A 14,342-nucleotide genomic window follows, 5' to 3' on the forward strand; every position below is an offset into this window, starting at 1 on the left:
CAACATCTGCCTCAAGTTTGCGAAAACAAAGCGCGCACTCTAACCGCTGTGCTCCATCGGGCGCCAGCCATGGCGCGTCATATCCACACGATTGTTGGTTACATTTACACCCTCCGCGCGCAGCCGCGCCCGTTGTTCATCCCCCGACGGGGTACCCAGTGCCAGGCTCAGCCGGCCGCCTGCGCCGAGCACCCGGTGCCAGGGCAGACGGGTGTCCGCGGGCAGTTGCCCAAGGGTGCGCCCGACCCAGCGTGCCGCCCGCCCAAGCCCCGCCAGCTCGGCCAGCTGGCCATAGCTGACCACCTTGCCGGCCGGCACTTGGCCGAGTACCGAATACAGCGCCGTCCGTCGGCCCTCGGCGGAGTCGAGGGCGTGTTCATATCCATCAGACATCAGGCCCTCCCTGGGCTGCAGATGAAACCGGACCGGCGGTCTGGCAAATGAGAGTTGAACTCAACGGCATGCTCCCGGTCTGTCCTTGCTCTGGTCGTCGTTATCTGGATAATGCCCGGCTTTTTTCGTCAAATCGAACCCGTAGTCTGCAAACAATAGCCCGCTTATGTATTCTAGATCCTTGTTGTGCCTGCTTGCTGTTTCCCTGTGCGCCTCCCCGGTGTTCGCCGACACCGTGTGGATGAAGAACGGTGATCGGCTCAGCGGCAAGATCAAAGTCTTCGACGGCGGCAAGCTGCTGCTGGAAACCCCCTATGGCGGTTCCATCGCCCTGGACTGGAAAGAGGTCCAGACCCTGCAGAGCGACCAGGAAATGCTGGTCAAGCAGGACGCCTACAGCGGTGAGCGGGCCAAGTCGCTGAAGGCCGCCGAGCCCGGCAAGGTGACCCTGGCCAATGGCGATGCGCCGAAGACCGTGGAGCTGGCCAGCATCGAGCAGATCATGAAGCCCAAGCCGCTGGTCGAGGACTTCGTGTGGAAGGGCAACGTTGACGTGGCGCTGGACTACAAGCGCGCCGAGAACGACACCGACGACTACGACGTCGGTTTCAAGACCAGCGCCCGCCATGGCCGCTGGCGGCACAACGCCGAAGGCGAATACAACCGCGAGACCAAGGACGACGTCACCACCACCGACAACTGGAGTGCCGAGTATGCCCTGGACCGCTTCCTCACCGAGAAGTGGTTCTGGCAGGGGCGCATGGAGTACAAGCGCGACCGCATCGAAGACCTGGCCCGCCAGCGCACCGTGGGTACCGGCCCGGGTTACCAGTTCTGGGACGACGAACTGGGCGCGTTCTCGCTGGGTTCGCTGATCAACCGCACCGACTTCGAATACCAGGATGGCGCCAAGGACAACTTCTATTCTGCGGCGGTGAAGTGGGACTACACCCGCTACCTGATCGGCAAGAACGTGCAGCTGTTCACCAACGGCGAGTTCGCCAAACCGCTGGGTGGCGTGGCCGATTATGCACTGGATGCCGAGGTTGGCCTGCGCTACAAGGTCACCGAGTGGGCCTCGCTCAACCTCAAGGCGGAGAAGGACATCATCACCGGTACGCGGGACAGTGACCTGGACAAGACCCGCTATACCGCAGGCTTCGGCGTTACCTGGTAAACCGCCGGGGGCGCGTTGCGCCCCTTTCGCCACACAAGGCCGCTCCCACAAAGGCAAGATGTACATCGGTCCATGTGGGAGCGGCCTTGTGTCGCGATGGGCTGCAAAGCAGCCCCATTGGCACTGGATCTGATAATGCTTATCTTGTCCCCATCCAGTCTGCCGCCAGGAGCCGCCCCCAAGTGAGTACCAACGCCATCCGTCCCGCCCGGGAGCTGCTGCTCAAGGAATACCGCGGCGTGCTCTCGACCCATTCCAAGTCGATGCCCGGCTACCCCTTCGGCTCGGTCGTGCCGTACTGCCTGGACGCCCAGGGCAACCCGCTGATCCTGATCAGCCGCATCGCCCAGCACACCCACAACCTGCAGAAAGACCCCAAGTGCTCGCTGCTGGTAGGTGAGCGCGAAGCCGAGGACGTACAGGCCGTGGGGCGCCTGACGGTGATGGCCGAGGCACACAAGCTGGTGGAGGAGGCCGCCATCGAGGCCGCCGCCGAGCGTTACTACCGCTATTTCCCGGACGCAGCCAACTACCACAAGGCCCACGACTTCGACTTCTGGGTGCTGCAGCCGGTGCGCCACCGCTACATCGGCGGCTTCGGCGCGATCCACTGGCTCGACCAGGTGACCCTGGCCAACCCGTTCGCCGGCAAGGCCGAGGCGAGCATGGTCGAGCACATGAACAATGACCACGCCAACGCCATCGCCCATTATGTGGAGTTGACCGATTTGCCACGCCATGCGCCGGCGCAAATGGTCGGGGTGGACAGCGAAGGCATGCACCTGCGTATTGGTCAGGCGGTGCACTGGTTACCTTTCCCCAGTACTTGCAACACACCGACACAAGTCCGCGAAGCCCTGGTTTTACTGGCCCGCGCCGACCAGTGGCCGGTTGCGACGGAAGTCGAGGGTTGAAAAGCCGAGCGCACGCATCCATCTGTTGGTCTTACAGGAAGGTTCTCTTCCAACGAGGAATGCTTTGATGCGTGCTTTTCTATTGTTGTTTCTCCTGTTTCCCGTGCTGGAGCTGTTCGTCTTCGTGAAGGTCAGTGCCGCCATCGGTTTTTTCCCGGCGCTGCTGCTGATCATCGCCGGCTCCGCCCTGGGTGTGCTGGTGATGCGGGTGGCCGGGCTGGCCACCGCATTGCGCGCCCGTGAAAGCCTGCAGCGCGGCGAACTGCCCGCCGAGGACATGTTCCAGGGCATGATGCTGGCTGTTGGTGGTGGCCTGCTGTTGCTGCCAGGTTTCATCAGCGACGTGCTGGGCCTGCTGTGCCTGCTGCCATTCACCCGTCACCTGGCTGCGCGCAAGATGCGCGAGCGTGCCGAGGCCCAGGCCATGCGCCAGCGCGCCTTCCAGGACGACCCGTTCCAGGCACAGCCGCGTGATGGCGGGCACCGTCCGAACGTGATCGAAGGCGAGTACGAGCGCCGCGACAAGTAACAACCGGGGGCCGCTTCGCGCCCCTTTCCCGACGCAAGGCCGCTCCGGCAGGGGACGCATACCTCCTGTGGGAGCGGCCTTGTGTCGCGAAAGGGGCGCGAAGCGGCCCCAGCTTTTTACGGGGCCAAAGACGCTAGTGAAAAATTTTCTGAAACAAGCCTTGTAATTGAATATGGCGGCCTCATGTAGTGGTCACCGCAAGGTTTCTGGTGGCAACACCAGGCATAACTCAGGTGGTTCGCCCATTGCGGGCCACCCCCGGCAACGCCGGACAGCATCAACCCGCCGGTGTCGACACCGGCCGATGAAAACCACTATTTGGGAGAGATCGACAATGAAGCTTCGTCCTCTGCATGACCGCGTAGTCATCCGTCGCAGCGAAGAAGAATCGAAAACCGCTGGCGGTATCGTCCTGCCAGGTTCGGCCGCTGAAAAACCAAACCGCGGCGAAGTTGTCGCCGTCGGCACCGGTCGCATCCTGGACAACGGCGAAGTGCGTGCGCTGGCCGTGAAAGTGGGTGACAAAGTGGTTTTCGGCCCTTACTCGGGCAGCAACACCGTGAAAGTCGATGGCGAAGACCTGCTGGTCATGGCCGAGAACGAAATTCTCGCCGTTATCGAAGGCTGATTTCCCCGACTTCCCGTTACTCCAAAGAATTCCAAGGATTAAACGATCATGGCTGCTAAAGACGTAAAATTCGGCGATTCCGCTCGTAAAAAAATGCTGGTTGGTGTCAACGTTCTGGCTGACGCGGTAAAAGCTACCCTGGGCCCGAAAGGCCGCAACGTAGTGTTGGCCAAGAGCTTCGGCGCGCCGACCATCACCAAGGACGGCGTATCCGTCGCCAAAGAAATCGAGCTGAAAGACGCTTTCGAAAACATGGGCGCCCAGCTGGTCAAGGAAGTTGCTTCCAAGGCCAACGACGCTGCCGGTGACGGCACCACCACCGCTACCGTTCTGGCTCAGGCCATCGTCAACGAAGGCCTGAAAGCCGTCGCTGCCGGCATGAACCCGATGGACCTGAAGCGCGGCATCGACAAGGCCACCGCTGCCGTTGTCGCCGAGCTGAAGAACCTGTCCAAGCCATGCGCCGACTCCAAGGCCATCGCCCAGGTAGGTACCATCTCCGCCAACTCCGACAACTCCATCGGTGAGATCATCGCCGAAGCCATGGAAAAAGTCGGTAAAGAAGGCGTGATCACCGTTGAAGAAGGCTCGGGCCTGGAAAACGAACTGTCCGTTGTAGAGGGCATGCAGTTCGACCGTGGCTACCTGTCGCCGTACTTCGTCAACAAGCCGGACACCATGGTTGCCGAGCTGGAAGGCCCGCTGCTGCTGCTGGTCGACAAGAAGATCTCCAACATCCGCGAGCTGCTGCCAGTTCTGGAAGCCGTTGCCAAGGCCGGCCGCCCACTGCTGATCGTTGCCGAAGACGTTGAAGGCGAAGCCCTGGCTACCCTGGTAGTCAACAACATGCGCGGCATCGTCAAGGTTGCAGCGGTCAAGGCCCCAGGCTTCGGCGACCGTCGCAAGGCCATGCTGCAGGACATCGCCGTCCTGACTGGCGGCCAGGTCATCTCCGAAGAAATCGGCCTGTCCCTGGAAACCGCTACCCTGGAGCACCTGGGTAACGCCAAGCGCGTCATCCTGTCCAAGGAAAACACCACCATCATCGACGGCGCTGGCGCCGACGGCGAGATCGAAGCACGCGTCAAGCAGATCCGTGCCCAGATCGAAGAGACTTCCTCGGACTACGACCGTGAGAAGCTGCAAGAGCGTCTGGCCAAGCTGGCTGGCGGTGTTGCCGTGATCAAGGTGGGTGCCGGCACCGAAGTTGAAATGAAAGAGAAGAAAGCCCGCGTTGAAGACGCCCTGCACGCTACCCGTGCAGCCGTTGAAGAAGGCGTGGTGCCTGGCGGTGGTGTGGCCCTGGTTCGCTCCCTGGCTGCCATTGCCAACCTCAAAGGCGACAACGAAGACCAGAACGTCGGTATCGCCCTGCTGCGTCGCGCCGTTGAAGCGCCGCTGCGCCAGATCACTGCCAACGCCGGCGACGAGCCAAGCGTTGTCGCTGACAAGGTCAAGCAAGGTTCGGGTAACTTCGGTTACAACGCTGCCACCGGCGAATACGGCGACATGATCGAGATGGGCATCCTGGACCCAGCCAAGGTCACCCGTTCGGCGCTGCAAGCTGCTGCTTCGATCGGCGGTCTGATGATCACCACCGAAGCCATGGTTGCCGACCTGCCGGAAGACAAGCCAGCTGCTGGCATGCCTGACATGGGCGGCATGGGTGGCATGGGCGGCATGATGTAAGCCAGCCTTACCCCCTGCACCATCAGAAAGCCCCGGCTCGTGAGAGCCGGGGCTTTTTGCTTTCAAGGTTAATGTCAAAGTCAGATGGGCGATAGGTAATGCTTTTGATGTCCTTGCCGGATGCCGAGGATTCCGCGGGGACCAACAAACACGGAGGTCGTGGTTGAAGTTCCCTGATAACTGTCTGCCTCTCTAGAGGTCTGCCATACCTTCATGAGATCCTTGGCTCCAGGTTTGTAATCAGGGTAGCGCTCAGCGGCCATTTCTAAAGCATGTTTTGGCAGAATACCCTCCCGATTACCTTCAGCTGCAGCGAGAATCTCCATTGAATCGGAAAGCTGTTTAGCCCTATGCAAAGAGCGGGCGCCGATGGTGTTCGCGAGCGCTTTGGATGTTTGGGAAAGGTTTATGAGATCCTTATTACCCAGATGTGAAAGAATCTTGTCCATGGGCGGCAGGTGCGAAATTTTTTCTAGCCCTGCAGGTACACCCTGTAGTTCTGGCATGGAGAGTCTTCGCAATTTAGGTTGGGCGTGCAGGGTTGGTACTGAGTTGGACCTTCGTAGCCGTGAATGTCCGCTGGGGTCAGAGGCATTGATTGGGTCCCCTGCACAGTAAGCGTAAGCATTGAGCCCACCTGCGCCGAACGGGCTCAAGGTATCCGGTGAGTGAAACCGCATTTTCGTCGGACTATAAGCCCTATAGCCTGATCCCAAGAGGTAGGCATTGGTGGGGATGTCGAGATGCTGCCCGCTGAAGCTGAGAAAAAGCAATGCTGCTGAGGCATCGCTGCAATGTCCATAGACGCTATGGACGAATTGCAGCGTACTGCCTGTGAGATGCCAGTGCTGCACTGTATTTTGAGTGTCAGTGGTGAGCAGTGCCGCATTGCTTGCCGTTGAATGAAGCTGGGCCAGCAAGTGATGACTTGCTTGAAATGCGTAGCGCGACTGCGTTTCGGACAGCTCTACACTTAATTGGCTGCTGAGGTAAAAGAAATTGCATCGAGTAGTCATCGAATTTCAAGCTCTTCTCATCTGGCCTGGAAAGTGTGGCCGATAACTTGAGTCGAAGACACTGGTAAAAATGTCAGGTAAGGCTTAATGCCAGGAGCGCTGCGCCGTTTTGCACCTGCAACTGTGAGTAGGCCGCAAAGCGGCCCCTGGGTCAGGCGACGCTACGCTCAGCGGCAGGTACCTCAGCCATTCCCCGACGATACAGAACCAGGTAATACGACCCCAACCCGATCAACCAGCAGAACACCGCCGTCCACACGTTATGCGAAAGGAAGTGCGCCCCTTGCATCATCCTGCCAACCGACAGCACTGAGCCGGCTATCAGCGCCACTGCAAATGCCACCCGCGCCAGCCGCGGCTTGCGGTCACGCAGCATGAAGAACAAGCCAAACAGGCAGAACCCGGTCGCCGCATGCCCGCCCGGCCAGCACAGCCCGGGCTTTTCGGTTGCCGGTCGCGGTTCCAGCAGCTTGCTGTAGGTCTCGGTGCCGCCAAACTGGGTCAGGCTCCACGGGCACTGCACCTGGGTGACCTTTTTCAGCGGCGTGACAAACGCCGTGGACAGGCCCAGTGCCAGCACCAGGCAGCCCAGTTCACGGCGCCAGCCGAACAGGCGCTTCACGAAGAAGCTGGCGGCAAAGGTCAGTAGCGACAGCACGCCCAGCAGGATCACCACTTGCTTGACCCGGTCATGCAGGATGTTCTCCAGCAAATAACTGTGGCGGCCGATGAACTGCCCGGCAGCAGGGTCGAAGAACAGGTTGGCAATGTCCATGTCGATCGAGGTCAGTTCCAGCAGGATCAAGCCCAGCGCGGTCGCCAGGGGGAGCCCAAGGTACAGCCAGAAATTGATCGGGCGAGGGCGGGTTGGTTGCTGCATGACGGCTCCAGGGCGCGAAAAAGATCGGGCATTGTCGACCGCCCGCTATCCTGTGTCCGTGAAGGATCAGTGAAAAAACCGTCAAGTGCGGTGAATTATCCCTGGGGCTGGCACCCTGCAGGCATAGGCCTTAAGCTGCGCCTGCCGCGCACCACAGCGAGAAGCGCCGCACAGGAGAAACCGATGCGCATTCTTTTGGTTGAAGACAACCGCGATATCCTGGCCAACCTGGCCGATTACCTGGGCATGAAAGGCTACACCGTCGACTGCGCCCAGGATGGCCTGTCCGGCCTGCACCTGGCTGCCACCGAGCACTACGACCTGATCGTGCTCGACATCATGCTGCCCGGCATCGACGGCTATACCCTGTGCAAGCGCCTGCGCGAAGACGCCCGCCGTGACACGCCGGTGATCATGCTCACCGCCCGCGACCAACTGGACGACCGCCTGCAAGGCTTCCGCTCCGGTGCCGACGACTACCTGCTCAAGCCCTTCGCCCTGTCGGAGCTGGCAGCCCGCATCGAAGCTGTGCTGCGCCGAGCCCAGGGTGGCGGGCGCCGCACCCTGCAGGTGGCCGACCTCAGCTATGACCTCGACACCCTTGAAGTCAGCCGCCAGGGCCGCCTGCTCAAGCTCAACCCGGTCGGCCTCAAGCTGCTGGCGGTGCTGATGCAGAAAAGCCCGCACGTATTGCGCCGCGAAGTGCTGGAGGAAGCCCTGTGGGGCGATGATTGCCCCGACAGCGACAGCCTGCGCAGCCACGTGCACCAACTGCGCCAGGTGATCGACAAGCCGTTCGAAAAACCGCTGCTGCATACCGTCCATGGCGTCGGCTATCGCCTCGCCGAGGGCCGTGATGGAGTTTAAGCAAAGCCTTGCCCAGCGCATCATCATCGCCTTTGCCCTGATGAGCGCGTTAGTGGCCGGGGCCTTCGCCTTCGGCATCGTCGGCACCGTGCACCTGGTCGAAGAGCGGCTGATTTCCTCGGTGCTGGGCGGTGACCTGCAGCGCCTGCTGCGCATGGACAGCGTCAGCGACTGGAGCCACCGGCCACGCCCCGACCAGTTGTTCTACTTCAGTGGCGGGCGTGACGACTTCGAGCTGCCCAAGGACCTGCGTCATCTCGACCGCGGCTTCCACGAGGTATTCCGCGACCAGCTGTCGTACCACGCCATGGTCGAGATCGTCGATGGCCGCCGTTATGTGCTGCTGCAGGACCAGAGCGACTTCGAAGAGCGCGAGCGCGTGCTGTTCGCGGTAGTGGTGGTGGGCTTCGTGCTCAGCCTGGTGCTGGCGGTCATCCTCGGCTGGCTGGTGGCGCGTCGGGTGATGGCGCCGGTGATCCGCCTGGCGCGCCAGGTTCGTCACCGCGACCAGTTGCTGGGCCTGGCCCCGCCGCTGGCGCCGGACTATGCCGCGGACGAAGTCGGCCAGCTGGCGGTAGCCTTCGACGATACCCTGGGCCGCCTGCGCGATGCGCTGACCCGCGAACGGTTGTTCACCAGCGACGTCAGCCACGAACTGCGCACGCCCTTGATGGTGCTGGCCACTTCGTGCGAACTGCTGATGGAGAACCCGACGCTGGACGCCCGCTCGCGCAGCCAGGTGGAACGTGTGGCGCGTGCCACGGAAGAAATGCGTGAACTGGTCAAGACCTTTCTGATGCTGGCCCGGGCACAGCGCGACGAGGGCGCGGTGGCTTCACGGGCCACCCTGCGGGAAGTGGCCGACGAACTCGTCGGGGTCTGGCGCGACACCATCGAGCAGAAAGGCCTGGCCCTGTATTTCGATGGCCGCGTCAGTGCCAGCCCGGTGCTGTACAACGCCACCTTCCTGCAGTCGGTGATGGGCAACTTGCTGCGCAATGCTGCGCATTACACCGACAGCGGCTACATCCGCCTGAGCCTGGAAGCCAACGGTTTCAGCGTAGAGGACAGTGGCGTGGGTATCCCGGAAGAACAGCGCGAGGCGATGTTCCGGCCGTTCGTGCGCGGCGATGAGCGGCGCGGCGAGGGCCTGGGCCTGGGCCTGTCGCTGGTGCAGCGGATCTGTGACGACCAGGGCTGGCGTGTCACCCTGACATCGACCTTGCCGCACGGCTGCCGTTTCAGGGTGGACCTGAGCAATACTGCGGCCAAGGGCGACCCGGAGGCTTTGGTCTAGTAATCTGTTGTAACAGGTCATGCGGGGCTCAACATTTTTTTCACATCGGCATGACCTGATTCCTACGCTTGCTTACCTAATGTGGGCGGAATGGAGTCAGGAGATGCCCAATGCGTAGCCCCATCAAGCTTGAATTTTCCGAGAAGTACGACAAAGAACATGCGCGCGAGTACTTTCTCAAGCACCAGGATGGCCTGGCGCGTCGCCTTTCCCACAAGCGAGATGAGCAGCTGGCGCGTCGCGCCCTGGCATTGGCGGGTGAGCCTGGCCTGGTCCTCGACCTGCCATGCGGTGCCGGCCGCTTCTGGCCGTTGCTGGCAGAAAAGCCCAACCGGGTGATCATCGGCGCCGACAACTCCGAAGCGATGATCGAGACAGCCTGTACCGCGCAACCGCCAGAGGTGGTGGCGCGGGTACGTCCTTTGCAGACATCGGCGTTTGCCATCGACTTGCCAGACAACTCGGTGGACAGCATTTTCTGCATGCGCCTGTTCCACCACATTGGCGAAGCGGCCCACAGAAAAACCATTCTTTCGGAATTTCAACGGGTTAGCCGTGATAGTGTGATCCTGTCATTGTGGGTGGACGGTAATTTCAAAGCCTGGCGCCGGAAGAAGCTGGAACAGCGTCGCAGCGCCAGGAAGGGCGACCAGGACAATTACCAGAACCGATTTGTGTTACCGGCCGAAACGGTCGAAGAAGAATTCCGAGCCGCCGGCTTCAGAATCCAGGAACGCCTCGACTTCCTGCCGTTCTATGCCATGTGGCGGGTCTATGTATTGCGTAAGGGGTAGTGTTTGATGGCTGTAGCCCAGAAAGGGGAGTCGCGGTTCGATTTTTACTGGCGCCAGCAGGGCGAGTGGGTCGAGGAGCCTAACCAGCGCCGTGGTGGCGAGAGTGGTGTGCAACGCCTCAACGATGGCAATGGCAAGCTGCTGTATGCCAAGCGCCAGGTCGGGCATATCTACCGGAGCCTGCTGCACCCTTTCGGTCGGCCAACCGTATTGCGTGAACTCGATGCGCTGAACAGCTTCGAGCAACTGGGCGTGCGCGTACCGCGCATCGTCTTCTGTGGCGCCGAGCGTGATGCCGACCACCAGTGGCGTGCGCTGCTGGTGAGCGAAGCACTCGACGGTTTCGTCGAGCTCGACACCTGGCATGCCGAAGGTGCCCGCGAGCGTTACCCGCAGGTGGTGCATGAGCGCATGCTCAAGGACCTGGCGGACAACCTGGCGCGGATGCACCTGGGGCACTGGCAGCACGGCTGCCTGTATGGCAAGCACGTGTTCATCAAGGTAATTGGCGAGGGTGAGCAGGCTCGGGTCGAAGTCGCGCTGCTGGACCTGGAAAAGTGTCGGCGACGTATCAGCTGCCAGCGCGCGGCGGGCAATGACCTGCGCCAGCTGCGCCGCCATTCGTCGATCAATGACGCAGAATGGCAAACCCTGCTCTACTTTTACCAGATGGCGTTTGGCAGCGCTGTCAAAGGGTTAGGGCAATGAAACTAGAAATAGCTCGAGCTTTGTTCCTGGTAGCTGGCCTGGCGGTGACCACCGTGGCGGTGGCCGCCTGGGAAGAGCCGAGGCCGACAGTGTTCAGCAAGGCCGAGACGGCTGACCAGTGCGCGTTGCCGCGGGAAGTGAAACCGCAGCAACAGGCCGAGGTCGCGCCGGATCAGGACCTGCTGCTATTCCTGTTCGGCATGCGACAGGGGTTGCGGCCGTTCGGTTGAACCCGGTGTAGATGGATGCCAGAGGCCTCGCGATTGCGGGGCCTCTGGCATTTTTGCTTCTGCATTGCCGGCCTCTTCGCGGGTAAACCCGCTCCCACAGGTACTGCACCAATTTCGGATACCGGTGCCGTACCTGTGGGAGCGGTTTTACCCGCGAAGAGGCCGGTTCAGGCAACCGATGTCTGTCTGGCCACCTCTTTGTGCGCCAGCAAGGTGTAGATACAAGGCAACACAAACAGGGTGAACAGCGTGCCAATCGACATCCCGGTCGCAATCACCGTGCCGATGTCAAAACGGCTGACCGCCCCCGCCCCGGTCGCCAGGATCAGCGGCACCATGCCGAACACCATCGCCGCCGTGGTCATCAGCACTGGTCGCAGGCGAATCGCCGCGGCTTCCTCGATCGCTTCGCGCACGCTCAGGCCGCGTTCCTCACGCAACTGGTTGGCAAACTCGACAATCAGGATGCCGTGCTTGCTGATCAGCCCGATCAGCGTCACCAGCCCGACCTGGGTGTAGATGTTCATGCTCGATACGCCGAGGAACAGCGGCAGCAGCGCGCCACAGATCGACAACGGCACGGTCACCAGAATCACCAGCGGGTCGCGGAAGCTTTCAAATTGCGCCGCCAGCACCAGGAAGATGATTGCCAACGCCAGGCCGAAGGTCACCCACAGCGCACTGCCTTCCTGCACGTACTGGCGGGCCACGCCGGCATAGTCGAAGGCGAAGCCTTCCGGAGCCTCTTCGCGGGCGATGCCCTGCACGGTCTGCAGTGCCTCGCCCAGGCTGACCATGGGCACGCCCTGGATGATCGCCGAATTCAGCTGCTGGAACTGGTTGAGCTGGCGCGGACGGGCGCGGTCGGTGAGGGTGATCAGGGTCGATAGCGGCAGCAACTGGCCCTGGTCGTTCTTCACGTAGTAGTTGTTCAGCCAGCCGGGGTTATCGCGGTAAGGCCGCTCGACCTGGGCAATCACCTTGTAGCTGCGGCCTTCGAGGGTGAAACGGTTGATTTCCGCTTCGCCCAGCAAGGTCGCCAGGGTGCCGCCCAAGGTGTCCATCGACACCCCCATCTGCGCCGCCTTGGCCCGGTCGATGTCCACCACCACCTCGGGTTTGTCGAAGGCCAGGTCGATGTCGAGGAAGGCGAACTTGCCGGACTCCTGGGCGCGGGCCTTGATGCGCTGAGCCACATCCAGCAGTGCCGGGTAGTCGCCAGCGCTGTTGATCACGAACTGGAATGGCAGGCCCTCGCCGGTGCCGGGCAGCGACGGCAGGTTGAAGCCGAAGATCTGCAGGCCGCTGATTTCCTCAAGCTTGCTCTGCACCAGCGGCAGCAGTTCCATCTGCGTGCGCTCGCGCTCGTTCCAGGGCTTGAGCAGGAAGCCGCCGATGCCGGTCTGCACGCCATTGAAGCCGTTGATCTGGAATGACGAGTAATACTCCGGGAAAGCCTTGAACAGCGGAGTGAATTGGTCGGTGTAGGCGTTGAGGTAATCAAGGTTGGCCGGCTGCGGCGAGCTGCTCATCATGAAGATCACCCCCTGGTCCTCGTTGGGCGCCAGTTCGTTCTGGGTGAACTTCAGCAGCACCGGGATCAGGCACAGGATGATCACGGCGAACACCAGCACCACCGGCCGGCTGTCGAGGGTAGCGTGCAGCAGGCGCTGGTAGCGCACCTTCAGGCGTTCGAACAGCACGTCCAGGCGATGGGCCAGGCCGCTGGGGTTCTGCTCCTGGCGCAGCAGCAGGGCACACATCATCGGCGACAGGGTGAGGGCAACGATGCCGGAGATGATCACTGCACCGGCCAAGGTCAGGGCAAACTCCTTGAACAGTGCGCCGGTGAGCCCGGTAAGGAAGCCGATCGGCGCATACACTGCCGCCAGGGTAATGGTCATGGACACCACCGGCATGGCGATTTCGCGGGCGCCCTCGAGGGCCGCGTCGAACGGCGATTTGCCTTCTTCCATGTGCCGGTGGATGTTCTCCACCACGACAATCGCATCGTCCACCACCAGGCCGATGGCCAGCACCATGGCCAGCAGGGTCAGCAGGTTGAGCGAGTAGCCCATCATCTGCATGAAGAACAGCACGCCGATCATCGACAGCGGGATGGTCACCACCGGGATCAGCACCGAGCGCAGGGCACCGAGGAACAGGAACACCACCACGATGACGATCAGTACCGCTTCGCCGAGGGTCTTGATCACTTCGTCGATGGAGGCCTGGATGAACAGCGTGGCGTCGTAGGCGATCGATACCTTCAGCGCCGAGGGCAGCTGGCTTTCCAGCTCGGGCATGATACGCCGGACTTCCTTGATGACGTCCAGCGGGTTGGCGGCCGGTGTAGCCTTGATGCCGATGTACACCGATGGGGTGCCGTCGAACGAGCTGACCGTGTCGTAGTTTTCCGCACCCATCTCGACCCGCGCCACATCGCCCAGCAACACGCGGCTGTCGCCACTGGTCTTGACCGGTAGCGCGGCGAACGCCTCGGCCGACTTCAGTTCGGTGCTGGCGTTGATGCTGGTGACCACGTATTCGCCCTTTACCTCACCGGCCGCGGAGAGGAAGTTGTAGCGGCGTACGGCATTGGTCACGTCGGTGGCCGACAGGCCGAAGCCTGCCAGTTTCACCGGGTCGATCCAGATGCGCATGGCGAACACCTGGTTGCCGAGGATCTCCGCTTCGGCCATGCCCGGCAGGGTGGCCAGCTTGGGCTGGATCACCCGCGACAGGTAGTCGGTGATTTGCGGGTTGCTCATCTCCTTGCTGTAGAAACTGATGTACATCAGCGCCGAGGCATCGGCGGCTTCCTTGCTCAGTACCGGGTCTTCCGAGTCCTGGGGCAGCTTGTTGCGCACTTCGTTGGCCTTGGCCAGCAGCTCGGTGAACAACCGGTCGCTGTCAGCGCCGATACGTGCGTAGATGGAAATGATCGAGAAGTTCTGCCGGCTCACCGAGGTCATGTAGTCGATGCCTTCGGCGCTGGCCAGGCTTTGCTGCAGCGGCTGGGTGATATAGCCCTGGATGGTCTCGGCGTTGGCACCGGGGTAGGCAGTGGTCACCGTGATCAGGGCGTTTTCCATTTGCGGGTACTGGCGGATCTGCAGCTTGTTCCAGGCCTGGAAGCCCAGCAGCAGGATCAGCAGGCTGACCACGCTGGCCAGCACCGGGCGGCGGATGAACGGGTCGGTGAACGCCATGCCAGCCT

Annotated in this window: 14 protein-coding genes; 10 read left to right on the top strand and 4 right to left on the bottom strand. The window is 61.7% G+C overall.

Annotation, left to right across the window (positions count from 1 at the left end; all coding sequences use genetic code 11):
- Positions 1-39: 39 nt before the first annotated feature.
- Positions 40-393, bottom strand: coding sequence for an MGMT family protein (locus ACIQYU_RS14715; protein ID WP_085592113.1), 354 nt, complete (start codon positions 391-393; stop codon positions 40-42).
- A 166-nt stretch (positions 394-559) separates the two neighbouring features.
- On the opposite strand from ACIQYU_RS14715, the gene ACIQYU_RS14720 reads away from it, so the two are divergent.
- The 5 genes from ACIQYU_RS14720 (at position 560) to groL (ending at position 5,330) form a co-directional block, all read left to right on the top strand.
- Complete coding sequence (locus tag ACIQYU_RS14720) at positions 560-1,570, top strand: DUF481 domain-containing protein (RefSeq protein ID WP_207834555.1); 1,011 nt, start codon at positions 560-562, stop codon at positions 1,568-1,570.
- 182 nt (positions 1,571-1,752) lie between these two features.
- Positions 1,753-2,484, top strand: a complete 732-nt coding sequence (locus ACIQYU_RS14725) for a HugZ family protein (protein WP_063913289.1) — start codon at positions 1,753-1,755, stop codon at positions 2,482-2,484.
- 67 nt (positions 2,485-2,551) lie between these two features.
- On the top strand, positions 2,552-3,013 hold the full coding sequence (locus tag ACIQYU_RS14730; protein ID WP_063913288.1) for an FxsA family protein: 462 nt from the start codon (positions 2,552-2,554) through the stop codon (positions 3,011-3,013).
- 334 nt (positions 3,014-3,347) lie between these two features.
- Positions 3,348-3,641 carry a co-chaperone GroES gene (locus ACIQYU_RS14735; protein ID WP_003260750.1) on the top strand — a complete coding sequence of 98 codons (294 nt, stop codon included), beginning with the start codon at positions 3,348-3,350 and terminating at the stop codon, positions 3,639-3,641.
- A gap of 48 nt (positions 3,642-3,689) precedes the next feature.
- Positions 3,690-5,330, top strand: a complete 1,641-nt coding sequence (gene groL, locus ACIQYU_RS14740) for a chaperonin GroEL (RefSeq protein WP_063913287.1) — start codon at positions 3,690-3,692, stop codon at positions 5,328-5,330.
- Between the two features lie 80 nt (positions 5,331-5,410).
- Here the strand turns inward: groL and ACIQYU_RS14745 are convergent, their stop codons facing one another.
- Together ACIQYU_RS14745 and ACIQYU_RS14750 are read right to left on the bottom strand one after the other, a co-directional pair.
- On the bottom strand, positions 5,411-6,346 hold the full coding sequence (locus ACIQYU_RS14745; RefSeq protein WP_233687051.1) for an RHS repeat-associated core domain-containing protein: 936 nt from the start codon (positions 6,344-6,346) through the stop codon (positions 5,411-5,413).
- 151 nt (positions 6,347-6,497) lie between these two features.
- On the bottom strand, positions 6,498-7,226 hold the full coding sequence (locus tag ACIQYU_RS14750; RefSeq protein ID WP_207834565.1) for a phosphatase PAP2 family protein: 729 nt from the start codon (positions 7,224-7,226) through the stop codon (positions 6,498-6,500).
- Positions 7,227-7,409: 183 nt separating this feature from the next.
- On the opposite strand from ACIQYU_RS14750, the gene colR reads away from it, so the two are divergent.
- From colR to ACIQYU_RS14775, 5 genes are all read left to right on the top strand, one after another.
- Positions 7,410-8,093 carry a two-component system response regulator ColR gene (colR, locus tag ACIQYU_RS14755; protein WP_063913285.1) on the top strand — a complete coding sequence of 228 codons (684 nt, stop codon included), beginning with the start codon at positions 7,410-7,412 and terminating at the stop codon, positions 8,091-8,093.
- Complete coding sequence (locus ACIQYU_RS14760; RefSeq protein ID WP_241105973.1) at positions 8,083-9,390, top strand: HAMP domain-containing sensor histidine kinase; 1,308 nt, start codon at positions 8,083-8,085, stop codon at positions 9,388-9,390. Before colR ends, ACIQYU_RS14760 begins: the two co-directional genes overlap by 11 nt.
- Positions 9,391-9,500: 110 nt before the next feature.
- Positions 9,501-10,184, top strand: coding sequence for a class I SAM-dependent methyltransferase (locus tag ACIQYU_RS14765; RefSeq protein WP_207834569.1), 684 nt, complete (start codon positions 9,501-9,503; stop codon positions 10,182-10,184).
- A gap of 6 nt (positions 10,185-10,190) precedes the next feature.
- A complete protein-coding gene (locus tag ACIQYU_RS14770) occupies positions 10,191-10,892 on the top strand; it encodes a lipopolysaccharide kinase InaA family protein (RefSeq protein ID WP_063913282.1) in 702 nt (233 codons plus the stop codon).
- Positions 10,889-11,122 carry a hypothetical protein gene (locus ACIQYU_RS14775; RefSeq protein WP_063913281.1) on the top strand — a complete coding sequence of 78 codons (234 nt, stop codon included), beginning with the start codon at positions 10,889-10,891 and terminating at the stop codon, positions 11,120-11,122. Before ACIQYU_RS14770 ends, ACIQYU_RS14775 begins: the two co-directional genes overlap by 4 nt.
- A 167-nt stretch (positions 11,123-11,289) precedes the next feature.
- On the opposite strand, the gene ACIQYU_RS14780 is transcribed toward ACIQYU_RS14775, so the two are convergent.
- On the bottom strand, positions 11,290-14,334 hold the full coding sequence (locus tag ACIQYU_RS14780; RefSeq protein ID WP_207834571.1) for a multidrug efflux RND transporter permease subunit: 3,045 nt from the start codon (positions 14,332-14,334) through the stop codon (positions 11,290-11,292).
- Between the last annotated feature and the right edge of the window lie 8 nt (positions 14,335-14,342).

It is taken from the genome of Pseudomonas sp. NPDC096925 (assembly GCF_044762545.1).
In the GTDB taxonomy this organism is placed as follows: Bacteria; Pseudomonadota; Gammaproteobacteria; order Pseudomonadales; family Pseudomonadaceae; genus Aquipseudomonas.

Coding starts and splice junctions, on each gene's coding strand:
- ACIQYU_RS14715 (WP_085592113.1), bottom strand. CDS start 393: ATGTCTGATGGATATGAACACGCCCTCGACTCCGCCGAGGGCCGACGG.
- ACIQYU_RS14720 (WP_207834555.1), top strand. CDS start 560: ATGTATTCTAGATCCTTGTTGTGCCTGCTTGCTGTTTCCCTGTGCGCC.
- ACIQYU_RS14730 (WP_063913288.1), top strand. CDS start 2,552: ATGCGTGCTTTTCTATTGTTGTTTCTCCTGTTTCCCGTGCTGGAGCTG.
- ACIQYU_RS14735 (WP_003260750.1), top strand. CDS start 3,348: ATGAAGCTTCGTCCTCTGCATGACCGCGTAGTCATCCGTCGCAGCGAA.
- groL (WP_063913287.1), top strand. CDS start 3,690: ATGGCTGCTAAAGACGTAAAATTCGGCGATTCCGCTCGTAAAAAAATG.
- ACIQYU_RS14745 (WP_233687051.1), bottom strand. CDS start 6,346: ATGACTACTCGATGCAATTTCTTTTACCTCAGCAGCCAATTAAGTGTA.
- ACIQYU_RS14750 (WP_207834565.1), bottom strand. CDS start 7,226: ATGCAGCAACCAACCCGCCCTCGCCCGATCAATTTCTGGCTGTACCTT.
- colR (WP_063913285.1), top strand. CDS start 7,410: ATGCGCATTCTTTTGGTTGAAGACAACCGCGATATCCTGGCCAACCTG.
- ACIQYU_RS14760 (WP_241105973.1), top strand. CDS start 8,083: ATGGAGTTTAAGCAAAGCCTTGCCCAGCGCATCATCATCGCCTTTGCC.
- ACIQYU_RS14765 (WP_207834569.1), top strand. CDS start 9,501: ATGCGTAGCCCCATCAAGCTTGAATTTTCCGAGAAGTACGACAAAGAA.
- ACIQYU_RS14770 (WP_063913282.1), top strand. CDS start 10,191: ATGGCTGTAGCCCAGAAAGGGGAGTCGCGGTTCGATTTTTACTGGCGC.
- ACIQYU_RS14775 (WP_063913281.1), top strand. CDS start 10,889: ATGAAACTAGAAATAGCTCGAGCTTTGTTCCTGGTAGCTGGCCTGGCG.
- ACIQYU_RS14780 (WP_207834571.1), bottom strand. CDS start 14,334: ATGGCGTTCACCGACCCGTTCATCCGCCGCCCGGTGCTGGCCAGCGTG.